Origin of the sequence: Dinghuibacter sp., from assembly GCF_035492835.1 — a bacterium.
Taxonomy (GTDB): Bacteria; Bacteroidota; Bacteroidia; order Chitinophagales; family Chitinophagaceae; genus Dinghuibacter.
In genome coordinates this window covers 13,479-27,572 of record NZ_DATJIY010000159.1, presented here as the reverse complement: position 1 = coordinate 27,572, position 14,094 = coordinate 13,479, and the positions used below count along the sequence as shown (strand labels likewise).

At 60.0% G+C, this 14,094-nt stretch carries 14 protein-coding genes; 9 read left to right on the top strand and 5 right to left on the bottom strand.

Annotated features, from left to right (window positions below; all coding sequences use genetic code 11):
• Position 1: 1 nt before the first annotated feature.
• On the bottom strand, positions 2-1,351 hold the full coding sequence (locus VL547_RS14520) for a hypothetical protein (protein WP_325579010.1): 1,350 nt from the start codon (positions 1,349-1,351) through the stop codon (positions 2-4).
• 63 nt (positions 1,352-1,414) lie between these two features.
• Here VL547_RS14520 and VL547_RS14515 point away from each other — a divergent pair, with 63 nt between their 5' ends.
• Positions 1,415-2,563: a histidine kinase gene (locus VL547_RS14515; protein WP_325579009.1), complete on the top strand. Its 1,149-nt coding sequence runs from the start codon at positions 1,415-1,417 to the stop codon at positions 2,561-2,563.
• Entirely contained in the window at positions 2,560-3,252 is a 693-nt protein-coding gene (locus VL547_RS14510; RefSeq protein WP_325579007.1) for a LytTR family DNA-binding domain-containing protein, read from the top strand. Before VL547_RS14515 ends, VL547_RS14510 begins: the two co-directional genes overlap by 4 nt.
• Before the next feature lie 53 nt (positions 3,253-3,305).
• On the opposite strand, the gene VL547_RS14505 is transcribed toward VL547_RS14510, so the two are convergent.
• Positions 3,306-3,461: a hypothetical protein gene (locus VL547_RS14505; protein WP_325579005.1), complete on the bottom strand. Its 156-nt coding sequence runs from the start codon at positions 3,459-3,461 to the stop codon at positions 3,306-3,308.
• Positions 3,462-3,494: 33 nt separating this feature from the next.
• Positions 3,495-3,755, bottom strand: a complete 261-nt coding sequence (locus VL547_RS14500) for a hypothetical protein (protein ID WP_325579003.1) — start codon at positions 3,753-3,755, stop codon at positions 3,495-3,497.
• Between the two features lie 67 nt (positions 3,756-3,822).
• On the opposite strand from VL547_RS14500, the gene VL547_RS14495 reads away from it, so the two are divergent.
• From VL547_RS14495 to VL547_RS14465, 7 genes are read left to right on the top strand one after another with little or no spacing between them, the layout of a single operon-like run.
• Positions 3,823-5,235, top strand: a complete 1,413-nt coding sequence (locus tag VL547_RS14495) for a lipopolysaccharide biosynthesis protein (RefSeq protein WP_325579001.1) — start codon at positions 3,823-3,825, stop codon at positions 5,233-5,235.
• Positions 5,201-6,814: a hypothetical protein gene (locus VL547_RS14490; RefSeq protein ID WP_325578999.1), complete on the top strand. Its 1,614-nt coding sequence runs from the start codon at positions 5,201-5,203 to the stop codon at positions 6,812-6,814. Before VL547_RS14495 ends, VL547_RS14490 begins: the two co-directional genes overlap by 35 nt.
• On the top strand, positions 6,811-7,782 hold the full coding sequence (locus VL547_RS14485) for a glycosyltransferase family 2 protein (protein WP_325578997.1): 972 nt from the start codon (positions 6,811-6,813) through the stop codon (positions 7,780-7,782). Before VL547_RS14490 ends, VL547_RS14485 begins: the two co-directional genes overlap by 4 nt.
• Complete coding sequence (locus VL547_RS14480; protein ID WP_325578995.1) at positions 7,769-8,905, top strand: glycosyltransferase family 1 protein; 1,137 nt, start codon at positions 7,769-7,771, stop codon at positions 8,903-8,905. Before VL547_RS14485 ends, VL547_RS14480 begins: the two co-directional genes overlap by 14 nt.
• Positions 8,896-10,062 carry a DUF1972 domain-containing protein gene (locus VL547_RS14475; protein ID WP_325578993.1) on the top strand — a complete coding sequence of 389 codons (1,167 nt, stop codon included), beginning with the start codon at positions 8,896-8,898 and terminating at the stop codon, positions 10,060-10,062. The genes VL547_RS14480 and VL547_RS14475 overlap by 10 nt, the downstream gene beginning before the upstream one ends.
• Complete coding sequence (locus tag VL547_RS14470) at positions 10,004-11,287, top strand: O-antigen ligase family protein (protein ID WP_325578991.1); 1,284 nt, start codon at positions 10,004-10,006, stop codon at positions 11,285-11,287. The genes VL547_RS14475 and VL547_RS14470 overlap by 59 nt, the downstream gene beginning before the upstream one ends.
• On the top strand, positions 11,277-12,200 hold the full coding sequence (locus VL547_RS14465) for a nucleotidyltransferase domain-containing protein (protein ID WP_325578989.1): 924 nt from the start codon (positions 11,277-11,279) through the stop codon (positions 12,198-12,200). The genes VL547_RS14470 and VL547_RS14465 overlap by 11 nt, the downstream gene beginning before the upstream one ends.
• Here VL547_RS14465 and VL547_RS14460 read toward each other — a convergent pair.
• Both VL547_RS14460 and VL547_RS14455 read right to left on the bottom strand, forming a co-directional pair.
• Entirely contained in the window at positions 12,190-12,957 is a 768-nt protein-coding gene (locus VL547_RS14460) for an AraC family transcriptional regulator (RefSeq protein ID WP_325578987.1), read from the bottom strand. The two genes, VL547_RS14465 and VL547_RS14460, sit on opposite strands and share 11 nt — an antisense overlap.
• Complete coding sequence (locus VL547_RS14455; protein WP_325578985.1) at positions 12,958-14,037, bottom strand: aldehyde reductase; 1,080 nt, start codon at positions 14,035-14,037, stop codon at positions 12,958-12,960.
• Positions 14,038-14,094: the final 57 nt, after the last annotated feature.

Sequence of the window (14,094 nt, the reverse complement as noted above, 5' to 3'; positions counted from 1 at the left end):
TCTAGAGTACTTCGTACAAATAAAGGTCGCTTCCTTTTTCGATAGCCCCGTCCCGGAAGTCGACGAGCCGCACCCGGAAATCCGGGCCCGCCACGCGCTGCAATTCCGCCGGAGCCAGCGTGGACACCAAATATAACGGTCTGCCCAATGGCCGCGCCCCCGCCACGTACCTGTCCGGCCTCCGCAGCCGCGCCGCAAAATCCCCATCCCACCGCAAAAAGCGCCGGGACTCTCCCAGGTCTATACAAAAAAAGGCGCTATCCGTGTACGCCGCCAGCGGATTCAACGCCCAATAATCGCAAACGACACGGTCCCCCGCGGGCACTTCCCCCACCAGCGAGGGCGCTGCGGAAGCCCGCGAAAACGGCCGGTTCCAGTCCTGCCACACCGCAAAAACGCCCCCCGGCAACTGCAACGCCATTAACAGTAATAAAGCCCATCTTCTGCGCACACCCCCCACCCAGCAAGCCGCAATAAACCCGATCCATAAAAATCCCGTGTACCGCGCGCTCGTCAGCGGAAAGACCAACCCCGCGCAAAGTGTCGTGAGCAAATTCACACCAAATAACCATCGCCGCCGCAGTGCCAGCCACGCCAACGCCACACACGCCAATCCTACCAAAACAGCCGACCAGCCGGTAACGAACTCCGTGTTCCACCAATGCTCCTCCCCCCACGCCGGCAGCGGAAAAAACGCCCTTACCGGCGCCTGCAACACCTCCAACACCCGGTGGACATCCCAATGCCCCAGCCAAAACCCGGTATTCATCTGGCTATCCGTCGGCGGCAATATAAAATAGACCGCCGGCAATAAAAATAAAAACCCCACCCATCGGCGCTCAACCACCAGGAAACTAAACGCGAGCAAGAGCCCCAGCAAGTGCGTATTCGACAACAACACCAACAACACATAGTACCTCCAGTCCCTGGACCGCATCAAACAGACACTGAACGCCAGCAAAACCCCCACCGCATAGTTCCTGCTAAAAGCCCCATACTCATACAGCAAAAAATACCCAAACGGCGCCAGCAGCTTCGCCCAAAGGGGCAGGGGAGACCGGTAGAGCAACAGGAATATAAAAGCCGACGCCAGCACAAACTGCACCGGCTGCATCGCCTCCGGCCGGTGTGTAAAACGGGAGACCGCGTACAGGATAAGATACCATACCGGCGGGTGCCCCTCATACCGCATGTTGTGAAACAGCGCCCCCAGGCTGGACGAAGCCTTGACGATATTCCAGCTGTGTATCTCATCCCCCCACAACTCGTGGCGCGCTAAAGTATACCCGACCAGGACAAGGTAAAGCCCGCCCGTCAGGGCCATCAAAATTCGTCGGAGATTGTCTTGCATTTGTCGAATTGCCCCCTTTCTCTCAAATCCGGGGTGTAGTTTTATAGCAAAGGAACGCACAATATGGAATACGATAACGACCGTAAAAGGATGCGCGGCCCCCGGGTCGTTTCTTCCCTCTGGCTGCCGCTGATCCTCATAAGCCCCCTCGTCAACAGCGTCACCCTTTTTCCTTACGACCCGAGGATGTGGATAGTGCTCTTCAACCTCAGCCTGGCCTTCTGGCCCCTGTACTATTTCTACGCCCGCTTCGCGGTCTGGGATAGACCCCGTCCCTGGCTATTCGTCGCCATCACCCTGGGCGCCTTTGCAACGATCCAAATGACGACGCTGCTCGCCTATATGCTGCTCGGCTCCTGTCCACCGATCCTGAAGGACGTTGAAAAAACCTACCTCCGCTACTCCGCCGCCACCTTCGCCCGCGAATCCGTCTGGATCGTCCTCAATCTCTTTGTCGCCTGTGTCACCACGATAGCCCTGCGAACGGACGAAGACAAGACTTCCGTCGCCGAAGCGCAACAGGAAAGCGATTTTTTCAAACTCCGTTACCTCCGCTCCCAGCTCAACCCACACTTCCTGTTCAACACCCTCAACAGCATCTACTCCCTCAGCCTCCAAAAGTCGGACAAGGCCCCCGAGGTCGTGGTGCGGCTAGCCGACCTGATGCGGTACCTCATCTACGAGTGTAACGAGGAAACCATCGAGCTGGAAAAGGAGATCGCCTTTATCCAGAACTATATCGCCCTCGAACAGATCCGGCACAAAGCGGATATCCGTTTCACCGTCGAAGGCGACGTGAAAGGCGTCATGATCGAACCGTTTATTTTCCTCGCGTTTATCGAAAACGGGTTCAAGCACGCCATGGACAGCAGTTATGGCGAACCCTTCATCTACATCACCCTCAAGGTGAGCGGGGAGCGCATCGTGCTCAACGTGATCAACAGCACCGAGGCCGACCTGGAGTCCCAGGCCAAACGCATCAACGGCAAGGGCATCACAAGCAGCCGCAGCCTGCTCGAGCTCCTGTATCCCGGTTCCTATGAGCTCGACATCATCCAGACCGACAAGGAGGCCTCCCGCCAGAGCGAGCTGCGTCTCCAGCACGCCCGGGAACGGCTCGAAACTCTCTACCCGGACGCCTATCACCTCGACATCATGCTTAAGAAGAATGCCTTCACCGTATCTTTGATCCTCAAATCCAAGGTGGCTTGATCCGTTGTATCATCGTGGAAGACGAGGCCCTGGCCCAGGAGGTGATCCGCCGGCACCTCCAGCGCATCCCGGAGCTCGAGCTCGCCGGTGTTTACCGGACGGCCCCCGAGGCCGAAGCGGCGCTCCGACAGCAGGACATCGACCTCATGTTCCTGGACATCCGTCTCCCGGGTATGAGCGGTCTGCATTTCCTGAGCCTCCTTCAGTCGCCGCCCCTCGTCATCCTCACGACCGCCTATTCTGAATACGCCCTCGAAAGCTACGAGTTCAACGTCATCGACTACCTCCTCAAGCCCATTTCCTTCGAACGCCTGCAACGGGCAGTCCAGAAAATAGACCCTTCCAGGCTGGTCAGCCGGGAGCCGGCCCCTTCGGGGGACCATATGTTTGTAAAATCGGGGGGGAAATTCTTTAAAGTAAACTACACGGACATCATCTATATCCAGGGTATGCGCGACTACCTGAAGATCCGCACCGCGGATTACACCCTGGTCACGTTACAGACCATGGGGGAGATGGAAAAACAACTCCCGCGGGACCGCTTTATCCGGGTCCACCGCTCCTACATCGTGGCGATCGCCCGTATCCGCAGCATATACGGCAACAACATCACCCTCGACAATGGGGAAATACCGATAGGCCTCATCTACAGGGAGGCTGTCTTGGGTTTGCTCGGCAAAAAGCCGTAAGCCGCCGCACGTCGCGTGCACGGTCGCGGTTATCTCCCGCGTGTCGCGCCCGCTTAGCTCCCGCGGGTCCCGCCGGTCTTCATGATCTTCTTGCCGCCGCCCGTAGCCTTGGAGGTGGGCTTGCTGATGAACTTCGATCCGCCGGCAGCGCCCCCAGGACCCTTGCTGTCCTTCTTTCCTTTGCCTTTGTTATTGACTGGTAATGACATACGTTTTTTTTAGGTCTGTAAATATACAGGTTTCTACGCCCCTTCGAGGGCCTTTTTCAGTTGTCCCTCGATCTGCCCGCAGGACAAAAAGAAGGGCTTATCCTCGATATGCACCTGCAGGTTCTGTCCCTGCAGCGCATAGGAGCCGGTGATCTTGCCCACCGGCGTGGACAGGGAGAACTGGCCCGTTGACGCGTCCCCGGTGAAGGTCCCGCCAAACCCGGTGATGGATTTGCTCATCTTCTCCACCAGGCTGTCGGGGCTCGTTTGGATGGGAAAAGTAAAGTCGCACATCCGGCAAAGATAATAAAATCGCGCCGCGGGCAACCACAAAGGCTATCCGCCGTACTTAAAGACGGCAATGCCCCGTTTTTTCCGACATATCTCGGCCAGCGCTTTTCAGTTCGGGCTAAACCAGGCCCTGGGGGTGGTGATGTTCTATGTCCTCTCCCGGGGGTTGGACCGGGACCTTTTTGGGGAATTGAACTGGGCCCTGGCGGTCAGTCTCACCGCCTTCACCCTCCTGGGGGCGGGACTCGACGCGCTGGTGGTAAAGCGCATCGCCGCCGGTGAAGCGGCAGCCCCGCTGCTCAGGCTCTACCACCGGCACGTCGGCTGGGTAGGGGCGGCCGCATACGCGCTCCTTTTCATCGCCAGCATGGAGTTCCCCGCCTTTTTTCACGAGCACTTGTTCCTGCTCGGTATCGCGCTCGCAAAGACGCTGCTCTTCCAGGCATTACCCTATAAGCAACTGGCCGCCGGAAAAGAGAGGTTTGGTATCCTTATGAAGATGTCTATCGGATCGGCTCTCGCCAAAACCGCAGCCTTCCTCTGCTGCTGGTTCACCCGGCAATGGGACGTCCGGTTGGTGATGGGCATCTTTATCGTTTCCGACCTGGCCGAGTGGCTGATCAGCCGGTATGAAGGGAAAAAGCTCCTGGAGCGGGAACCGGTGCGCAGCGCGCAAAACTATCTGTCGCTCTTGAAAACCGCCCTGCCACAAGCTGGCACCGTCCTTTTCTCCTCCGCGCTGGCGCGTTTCGATTGGATCTTTATCGGGCTTTTCGTGTCGGCGGCCAAGCTCGCCGAATACAGCTTCGCCTACAAAGCCTACGAGGTCTGCTCGCTCCCGCTACTGGCGATCGCGCCCCTGCTGGTGCCGGCCTTTGCCCGCGGGGCGGCCATCGACCGGAACCGCCTGATCCGGCTGGAGCTCTCGCTCGCGTGGGCGACGGTGTTATGTCTCAACCTGCTGTGGACGCCGGTGGTCGATCCCCTGACCGGTGGGATGTATGGCGCGGTCAACGCAAAGACCATCTTCCTGTTGTCGCTCGCCCTGCCTATTCTCTACCAGAATAATTTCCTGTGGACGCTGCACTTTGCGGAGGGAAGGCTCCGGTGGATACTGGTCACCTTCGCGTGCAGCTTCGCCGTCAACGTGCTCGGTGATGTGCTCCTGATCCCCCGGTGGGGGAACGAGGGCGCGGCCGGGGCATTCCTGGCGGCTATCGTTTTGCAGACGCTCATGTATCAAAAGGATATTTTAGAAAACGGTTGGTGGACACAGGCGATCTGCGCTCTGAGCGCCGCCGGCGCGGCGTTGGCAACCGCGGGCATAGCCAACGTATGGCTGCGTCTGTTCATCGCCAGCGCGTCCTATATTATCGGTTTGATACTGACCCGTCGTCTCCGTCGCGACGACCTCGTGTATATGTCGAGTCACCCGCAACCTCCCGCAAGTGTCTCTCGTATACAATATCGAGATGATCGATGAATTGATAAAAGCTCCTGTTCCCGCGTCGTCGGCGGCTACCACGGCCAGCGGGAAGGAGCGGCGACTGGTGTGGTCCGTACCCTTTTTACATGGCCCGGTAGACATGGGTTTGCTCCTTTTCCTTGTATTGCTCCTGGACGTAAAGCTGGCGTTGAAGATACCCGCGCTCGTTATCGCGTGTCTTTGCCAGCCCCGCCTGGAGGCGCTGCGTCGTATTCCCCGGTTCTATTGGATCATCCCGGCGCTCACGCTGATCGGCTGGCTGCTGGCCCGGCCGGGCGCACCGCCGCACTACGATATGGTGGCCGGTGTCGCGTTGTTCACCTGGTTGTTGTGCCTGTGCGCGGCCTGGCAGGTCCGGGTCTTTGCGGATCGGGAAACCGTGGCCGCCACGCTGCAATTGTTTTTTCTCCTCAACGCTCTCGTATCCTTCGCCCAGCTGGCCGCCATCGCGTGGGGGATCAGGGACGTAAACCCTTATCTCTACCAGGGGCAGTTCCAGAAATATTTTGTCCGAACCGGCGACTATATCCACGGGCTGTCCTTTGATACGTCGACCCTCAACGCCCTGATCAACGCGCTCGGCGTTATATTCTTCCTGAACCGGAAAAACGGGTGGATGGCGTTGTGCTGTACCGCCTGCCTGTTGCTCACGATGAGCAACTTTACGAACATCATCCTGCTGGCGGTGCTCGCGCTGGTATACCTGGCCCGGCGTGACCGGGAAGTCCGCGGCGGCATCATCCTTTGCGTCCTGCTCGGCGCGGTCTTCCTGGGCAAGGTGTCCCCACAGAACCTGGACTACGTAAACGAAACCTTTGCGCGTTGGATGCGCCACGACAAAACCGCTTCCGGCACCGCGGCCGGCGACGCCGAAGACCTGCGGCGAACGATCATCGCCCGTCGTTACCTCGACAGCGTGCGCAGCCTGATGTTCGTCAAGAGGTCCGGGACGCCCCTATGGACACCCAAACCAGAAATCCCGGCGCCCGATATCAATACCGCACCCTACCAAAGCCGCCCGGATACCACCGACCTGCAACGGGCCCAGATCGACTTCGTGACGGCGCACCCGATGCTCAGGGCGGCACAGCCCGGTCTCCCCGACGGCGGACGGATACCGGGCAAGCTTTTGGCGCTGGACGACATCCTGCGTTATAACCGCCAGCATCCTGGCCGCATACCCTTCGGCGCCGGCCCCGGCAACTTCTCCTCCCGGCTGGCCTTCCGCGCCACGGGCTTGGGCATGGACGGCAGCTGGCCCAGGAAGTGGACCTACATCCACCCCGACTTCCTGCGCAACCACCTCGACCTGTACCTGGCCTATTTCGCCAAACCCAAGGAGAACCACTCCCTGGTGCATAGCCCCGACAGCGTCTTCGCACAGATGTGGGGGGAGTATGGGCTGATCGGCCTGATAGCGTTCCTCGCATACCTTGCATACTTCGCACGCCGGGCGAACCGCCGGTCCTGGCCGCTATTGCTCGTCATGACGTCCGCATTCTTCGTCTCCTATTGGTTCGAGCAGCTCTCCCTCGTGGCCCTTTTCGAACTCATGTTCTATACCGAAAGCGTATGACAGATCAGATAAAACTCACGGTCCTCATGCCCGCTTACAACGCGGAACGCTACATAGCCCAGGCGGTGTCTTCCGTCCTGGGGCAGACCTTTGGCGACTTCGAGCTCGTGGTGGTGGACGATGGGTCCACCGATGATACCGCGGAGATCGTGCAGTCCTTTGGCGACCCCCGGATCGTGCTCGTCCGCCAGGAGAACCAGGGGATCGCCGGCGCGCTGAATACCGGCCTGGCCCGGGCGCGCTCCGGTCTGATCGCGCGCTTCGACGCCGACGACATCTGCTACGCCCAGCGGTTGGAACGCCAGTACCGCTTTATGCGGGAAAGCCCTGACTACCTGCTGGCGGGCTCGATGGTAGACTACGCGGATATGGAAGGCCGGTATCTGTTCACGTACCGCCCGCCGGGCAGCACCGACCGCATGATCCGCGGGCTGTCCTACCGTGTCTGTCCCTTTATACATTCGAGCGTGATCTACCGCAGGGCCGCGGTGCTGGCCCTGGGCGGGTACAACGTGCACGCGCATGGTTTCGAAGACCACCTGCTCTGGAGAAGGCTGATCCGCATGGGCAAAGTGTACAACATCCCCGAGGTATTGATGCGCGTGCGCTTCAACCCCCGGTCGCTGACCATGGACGAGACCTGCAGGAGCCAGGTTTACCTGGCCACCAAATATGAGGCCTTGCGCAAGGGCGTCATCCACGCCGGCGAAGGACAACTGTTGCTGGAGGTCATCAAGGCGCAGGAGCAAAGCGGTGAACGCGAAGAGGCCTACCACGTCCTGCTCGCCAAGAAATACCTCTGGAACAACGGCCAGCCCCGGAAGGCCAGGGAGCACGCGCGTCGCGTACTGTCGACGCGGCATTTCACGCGTCAGGGGCTCTACCTGTTGTGCTTGTCGTACCTGCCAGGACCCATGCTGGTGTTTTTGTACCGGATGTTAAACGTAGCCCGATATGAACGCAGCTAGGAAAACCATATTCGTGGACGCGCACAGCCTGGACAAAGGATACCAGGGAACGCACACCTTCCTGCGGGAGCTCTACCGGGAGCTGCTCAGCCGTTATCCCGACCTGGATATCTATTTCGGCACCTATGACCCGGTGTCGATACAACGCATATTCCCCGCGCTGGCTTCCGACCACATACTGGCGTACAGGGCCTGGCGGCCGCAGGTGCTCCGCTTCCTGTATGACATCCCGCGTTTCCTGTGGCGATACCGCTTCGACTACGCGCACTTCCAATACCTGGGCGTGCCCTGGCGGACGCGCACCCGTTCCATCGTCACCCTCCACGACGTACTCTACGAGGACTATCCGAAGGACTTCCCAACCTTATACCGGCTCAGCCGGAAGTGGCTTTTTGCCGGCAGCCTGCACCGGGCGGACATCAAGACCACCGTCTCCCGTTACTCCCGGGCGCGGATAGCCGAACACTACCACGTGCCGCAGAGCGAGATACACATCATACCCAACGGCATCGGGCCCGGGCCGCTCCGGAAGCCGGATGCGGTCCATCATATCCGCGACGCATACGGCGTCGAGGGTTTCCTGCTCTACGTCAGCCGCATCGAACCCCGCAAGAACCACCTCCTGCTCCTCGATGCCTACCTGGAGCTTCAACTCTACCGCAAGCGCATCCCGCTGGTGCTGATCGGCGCCGAATCCATCCGTGTCCCGGACCTGCGGGACCGCCTCGACCGTCTCAGCGCCGAAGAACGCCGGTGGATCCACCGCATAGACAACGTGGGACCGGAAGACCTGAGCGCCTTTTACAGCGCCTGCCGCGTCTTTATCTATCCCTCCCGGGCCGAAGGCTTTGGCATACCCCCGCTGGAGGCGGCGCTGTGCGAAGCCCCCGTGCTTTGCTCCCGGGGCACGGCCATGGAGGACTACCGCTTCTTCGACCCTTTTACCTTCGACCCTTCCGATCGTGAAGAGCTGAAGGATAAATTGCTGGAGATGATCCAGTCCCCACCCGGCGCCGACTTTTTGAAGCAGGTATCCGAAAAGGTCACCCATCTATATTCCCGGGCGGCAAGCGCCCGCGCCTTTTATACAATCATACAGCAAAACAGCCTGGCATGGAACTAAACATCGGCATTCTCGGCACCAGGGGTATCCCCAACCACTACGGTGGTTTCGAGCAGGTAGCGTCCTACCTCTCCAGGGGCCTCGTGGAAAAAGGACACACGGTCAGCGTCTATTGTCCACACGACCATCCCTATAAAGAACCGACCTGGGAGGGGGTCAACCTCATCCGGCGCTACAATCCCCCGGGTACGACGGGGCAGTTCGTCTACGACCTGGAATGTCTGCTGGACGCCCGCCGGCGCCGCTTCGACGTCCTCCTCCTGCTGGGTTATACCAGCAGTTCGGTCTGGGGCCGGCTTTATCCCAAAGGCCCCGTCATCATCAACAACATGGACGGCCTGGAATGGAAACGCGCCAAGTATTCGCGCCCCGTCCGCGCCTTTCTCAAATACGCCGAAAGCCTGGCCGTAAAATATGCCGGCCATTACATCGCCGACTCCCTGCCCGTACGGGACTACCTGCAATGGCAGTACGGTATCCGGAGCCGGTACATACCTTACGGCGCCGAAATCTTTACCAACAAGGACGAGGCCTATCTCTGGAAGTGGGGACTGACGCCGGGGAGCTATTCCCTGGTCATGGCCCGGATGGAACCGGAGAACAACATCCACCTGGTCCTCCAGGGTTTTTCCCAATCAAAGTTCGCCGGCTCCGCCACCGACGGCCGTGCCGGCCACAAGCTGCTCGTCGTGGGCGACACTTCCAACGCCTACGGCAAACACCTCGTACATAAGTATGGCGAGACCCCGGGGGTGATCTTTGCCGGCTCCGTGTTCGATCAGGCAGCGTTGCATTCGCTGAAAACCTACGCCCGTTTTTATTTTCACGGTCACAGCGTGGGTGGCACCAACCCGTCCCTGCTCGAAGCTATGGCCTCCAGGGCGCTCGTCGCCGCGCACGACAACCCGTTCAATAAGGCCATCCTGGGCAGGGACGCATTTTATTTTTCCGACCCGGCGGGCGTGGCCCGCATCCTGGAACGGCTTCCCTCCGTTCTTATTGAAGATGAGATGGTCGAAAACAATCTCAGGAAGGTTAGAACCTCCTACAATTGGGAAAAGGTCATCGACGAATACGAACAATTCATGTACGCGTGTTATGCTGAAAAACGTCAGCTATTATCTCATCCTCCTGTTCCTGGTCTGTCTCCCGCTTGACCATTTCTACAGTGAGGTAGCCCTGATCGCGCTGGTCGCCCATACGGCGTTGCTGGCCCGCAGGGAGGACTTCAGGAAGCTCCTGGACCCACGCGTCCTGGTGCTTCAGTCCCTCTATGGGGTGACGTTGATCGCTACCGTCTACACCCGGTACCGGCCGCTGGCGCTGGAAGACTGGTTCCAGCAGCTCCCGCTGTTGCTTTTTCCGTGGTTGTGCGCCGTGCTCCAACCGGTACTGGTACGGAACCGGGACCGCCTCCTGGGCGGCCTGTGCGTGTCCTGTCTCCTGGTGCTGTTGTATCTCTATGCGGGCGCGCTGCGCACCATCCTCTACTTTCACCTGCCGCCGGGTGAATTGTTTTCGGACCATTTTACCAACCGCGACTTTACCGCGCCCCTGGTGACGCACCCCACCTATCTCTCGATGTACTGCGCCTTATCCCTTTTCTGGTGTATCAGGAAAGGCTGGTTCGCCCGCCGGCCGGTCATGTACTTTGCCGCCGCCCTCCTGCTCACCGCGGGGCTCATCCAGCTGTGCGTCAAGTCGGTCTGGCTGGTGTTGATCGGTATGGTGGTGCTGGGGCTCCCGTATTTCCTTTTCGAAGGTCGCCGCCGGCTGACCGCGTTTGCCGTCTCGGGCGTCGCCATGGCGGTGCTCACGTTTGTCCTGCTCAATGGGGCCTTCTTCCACAAACGCATGGTCGACGACCTTTCCAGCGACCTTGTCGCCGACAAAAGCCTCAACCTCGAACACCAGTCCCGCCTGGTCCGCTGGGAAGCCGCCTGGAGCCTTATCAAAGCGGCGCCCATGTGGGGCTACGGGAGCGGGTCGGAGATGCCCCTCCTCCACGACGCCTATTTCCGCCAGGGTCTGTACGAGCCATTCCTGCTGCGTCTCAACAGCCACAACCAGTTTATCCGCTGGTGGATCACCGCCGGTCTGTTCGGCGTCCTCGTCTACGCCGCCCTCCTCCTATGGAGCCTCGCCTCGGCCATCCGCGCCCGCGACCTCCTATGGACCGCCTTCTCCGTGCTCACCCTGACCGTATCCTTCACCGAGAACCTCCTGGATGTCCAGCAGGGCCTCTTTTTCGTAGCATTCTTTTTATCGTTTTTCTTTTTCGCCAAACGCGCGACAGCGCCTGGCCGCGCCGCTGCCTCTGGTCGCGCTGCCGCCCCCTCCGCCCCTGTCACCTTTAAACGCCCCTCCGCCTATGGACAATAAATCCGCCATCCTCGCCACCCTGGCGTATTTCGACCTCTTTCAATACCCCCTGACGGAGCGCGAGATATACTTCTTTTTGTCCCGCCACATCTCCCCGCCCGCCTTCGAGCAGGCCCTAGGCTCGTTGCTGGCCGAAGGACGCGTCTTTGCCATGGAAGGTTTTTACAGCCTCCACGGCGACGCCGGTCTGATCCACCGCCGCCGCGCCGGGAACGCGCTGGCCGCGCGCATGCTGGGCACCGCCGACCGCATCACCGGCCTGCTGTCGCACTTTCCCTTCGTCCGCGCGGTAGGCGTTTCGGGCTCGCTGTCCAAGCAATACGCCGACAAGGACTCGGACATCGACTTGTTCATCATCACCGCCCCCGGCCGGCTGTGGATCGCGCGCACGCTGCTCCACCTGCTCAAAAAGGCGAGCTTCCTGTTCCGTCGGCAGGACTGGTTCTGTATGAATTACTTTATCGATGAAACGGCGCTGGCGATACCCGAGCAGAACCTGTACACCGCGATCGAGATCGTCACGTTGCTGCCCCTGAGGGGCGCCAGGGCTTTCTCCGCCTTCCGTAAAGCCAACGAATGGACCGACGGCTACCTGCCGAACAGCTATGGCCGCATCGTTTATGCCGGAGACGACCGCCCTTCCTTATTCCGCCGCGCCCTGGAGAAATTGTTTGCCGGCCGCGCCGGCGACCGGCTCGACCGCTGGCTGATGACCACCACGGCGCGTCGCTGGCGCAAAAAAACCGAAGCCGGCCGCCGCAACAACCACGGCATCCTGATGACCATGGACGCCACCCGCCACACTGCCCGCCCCGACCCCGCGGCCTTCCAGGGGAAATTGCTCGACGCCTACGAGCGCAAGGTAGGAGAGCTGCTCCGCACCGCCCGCCCATCGCGGCCCCTCAACGCATAGGCCCCGTCGGCGCCCGCCCAAACCGCTTCTTGAACGCATACGAAAAATGCGACAGGTTCTCGAACCCGAGCTCGAAATATATATCCGACGGCTTTTTGCGCTCGCGCTCCAGCAGGAAGTGCGCCTCCTGTAACCGCCGGTCCACCAGCCACCGGCTGGGCGTCTCCCCGAAAGTGGTCTTGAAATCCCGTTTGAAAGCCGAGAGGCTTCGCCCCGTAAGATAGGCGAAACGCTGGATGGGTATGTTGAACCGGAAATTCCGGTGCATGAACTCCTCGAGGTTGATCTTGGCCGGTACGCCGAAGTCAAAAAGGATGTCCGCCAGCGATGGCTGTCCCTCCAATAGTAACCGCAGCAGCTCCGACCGCAGGGCATCCGCGTTTTCGCCGTCATACGGCGGAGTCAGTGCCGCGACAAATTCATGGATACGATCATCCCTTCTCAGCTGTAGAAAAGTGTCGCCCGGAACGTGCCCTGTTGAGGTCACCCCGTGGCGCTCCTGAAATCGTTTTAAGAAGGCCTCGTCGAGCATCAGGATCACCTTTTCGATCTGTCCGTTCTCCAGCTCCTTGTTATACCGCACCAGCCGGTTCTTCCGAGCCAGGCAATACTCGCCCGGATGCAACGTGTAATGACTGCTGCCATCAAAACCATTCAACCGGCCCTTCGCCATGTACAAAAAAAAATGCTCCGCGACGAATTGCTCCGGCGATATCTCCGGGCCGATATAACAGGATTTTATTTCGGTGACCCTCATTTATTTCACGCCCCCGACGGGCGCCCCGGTTGGCACTTTCCCAAAGGTAACCAAACATTCCGCCGTAGCCATAATCGCCTCTTCCTTGCTCCTGGGTTCCCAACCCAGCATGGTGCGTGCCTTCTCTGTACTAAGGTTCCGGTTGATCCCGAGCATCGGCGCCACCATCTTCGCCTGCGCGCTGAACGGCGCCGCCATCCGTACCACCCAGTCCGGCAGGATCTTCGACGATATCGGAAGGTTCGGCATCCTCGACTTGATCAACGCCGCTATCTCCGCCAGCGACGTCGACGCCCCCGACTGGCAAAGGAACCGCTGACCCGCCGCGGCGGGATTCGTCATCGCGCGGATATGGAGGTCAGCCACATCCCGCACGTCCACCACCCCCAGCTCCAACCGCGGGAACCGTTTCACCTTTCCCGACATGATGTTCTCGAGCATCTGGAACCCCGACGGAAAATCCGGCCCCAACGCCGGCCCCAGGATGGCCACCGGGTTGACGACCGCCAGCTCCATGCCGCCGCCCTCCTTTTGGATAAAGTCCCATGCCGCCCGCTCCGCGAGCACCTTCGACTTGTTGTACGGCGAGAGCCCCGGCTGATGAGGGTCCGTCCAGTTTTCTTCCGTGATAGGAGCGCTCCCGCGATAACTATAACCCACCGCGCCAAAGTTGGACGTCACCACCACCCGTCGCACTCCCGCATCCCGCGCCGCCCTCAGGACCCTGAGCGTCCCATCGACCGCCGGCCTTATCAGCTCGTTCTCATCCTTTGGCGAGTGCATCGGCAGCGGCGATGCGACATGCAGCACATACTCCACCCCACGCGCCGCCTCATCCCAACCAGCGTCCTTCGTCAGGTCGGCCTCGACGAACCGCACCCGGTCCCCCGCTCCGACACCGCCGCCGCGCGGCCCCACAACATCCGCCACGCCGCCATTGCGCAGCATATCCAACACTTCCTCCCTCCGCCCCATCGAACGTAGTGTGGTCTTGACATTATACCCCTTTTGTAACAGCTGCAGAATAGCGTGTATCCCCACAAACCCCGTCCCACCCGTTACCAGGACCCATTTTTCCATAGTTCATTTGTTTTGTACACCAAATTTCCGATGAAAAAAGGGAGGGGACTTTGTTGA

Excerpts from the sequence above, each read along its gene's own strand:
- VL547_RS14495 (WP_325579001.1), top strand. The coding sequence starts at position 3,823 with ATGCCCCGTTTTTTCCGACATATCTCGGCCAGCGCTTTTCAGTTCGGG.
- VL547_RS14475 (WP_325578993.1), top strand. The coding sequence starts at position 8,896 with ATGGAACTAAACATCGGCATTCTCGGCACCAGGGGTATCCCCAACCAC.
- VL547_RS14455 (WP_325578985.1), bottom strand. The coding sequence starts at position 14,037 with ATGGAAAAATGGGTCCTGGTAACGGGTGGGACGGGGTTTGTGGGGATA.
- VL547_RS14460 (WP_325578987.1), bottom strand. The coding sequence starts at position 12,957 with ATGAGGGTCACCGAAATAAAATCCTGTTATATCGGCCCGGAGATATCG.
- VL547_RS14515 (WP_325579009.1), top strand. The coding sequence starts at position 1,415 with ATGGAATACGATAACGACCGTAAAAGGATGCGCGGCCCCCGGGTCGTT.
- VL547_RS14520 (WP_325579010.1), bottom strand. The coding sequence starts at position 1,351 with ATGCAAGACAATCTCCGACGAATTTTGATGGCCCTGACGGGCGGGCTT.
- VL547_RS14480 (WP_325578995.1), top strand. The coding sequence starts at position 7,769 with ATGAACGCAGCTAGGAAAACCATATTCGTGGACGCGCACAGCCTGGAC.
- VL547_RS14485 (WP_325578997.1), top strand. The coding sequence starts at position 6,811 with ATGACAGATCAGATAAAACTCACGGTCCTCATGCCCGCTTACAACGCG.
- VL547_RS14465 (WP_325578989.1), top strand. The coding sequence starts at position 11,277 with ATGGACAATAAATCCGCCATCCTCGCCACCCTGGCGTATTTCGACCTC.
- VL547_RS14505 (WP_325579005.1), bottom strand. The coding sequence starts at position 3,461 with ATGTCATTACCAGTCAATAACAAAGGCAAAGGAAAGAAGGACAGCAAG.
- VL547_RS14470 (WP_325578991.1), top strand. The coding sequence starts at position 10,004 with ATGCTGAAAAACGTCAGCTATTATCTCATCCTCCTGTTCCTGGTCTGT.
- VL547_RS14500 (WP_325579003.1), bottom strand. The coding sequence starts at position 3,755 with ATGTGCGACTTTACTTTTCCCATCCAAACGAGCCCCGACAGCCTGGTG.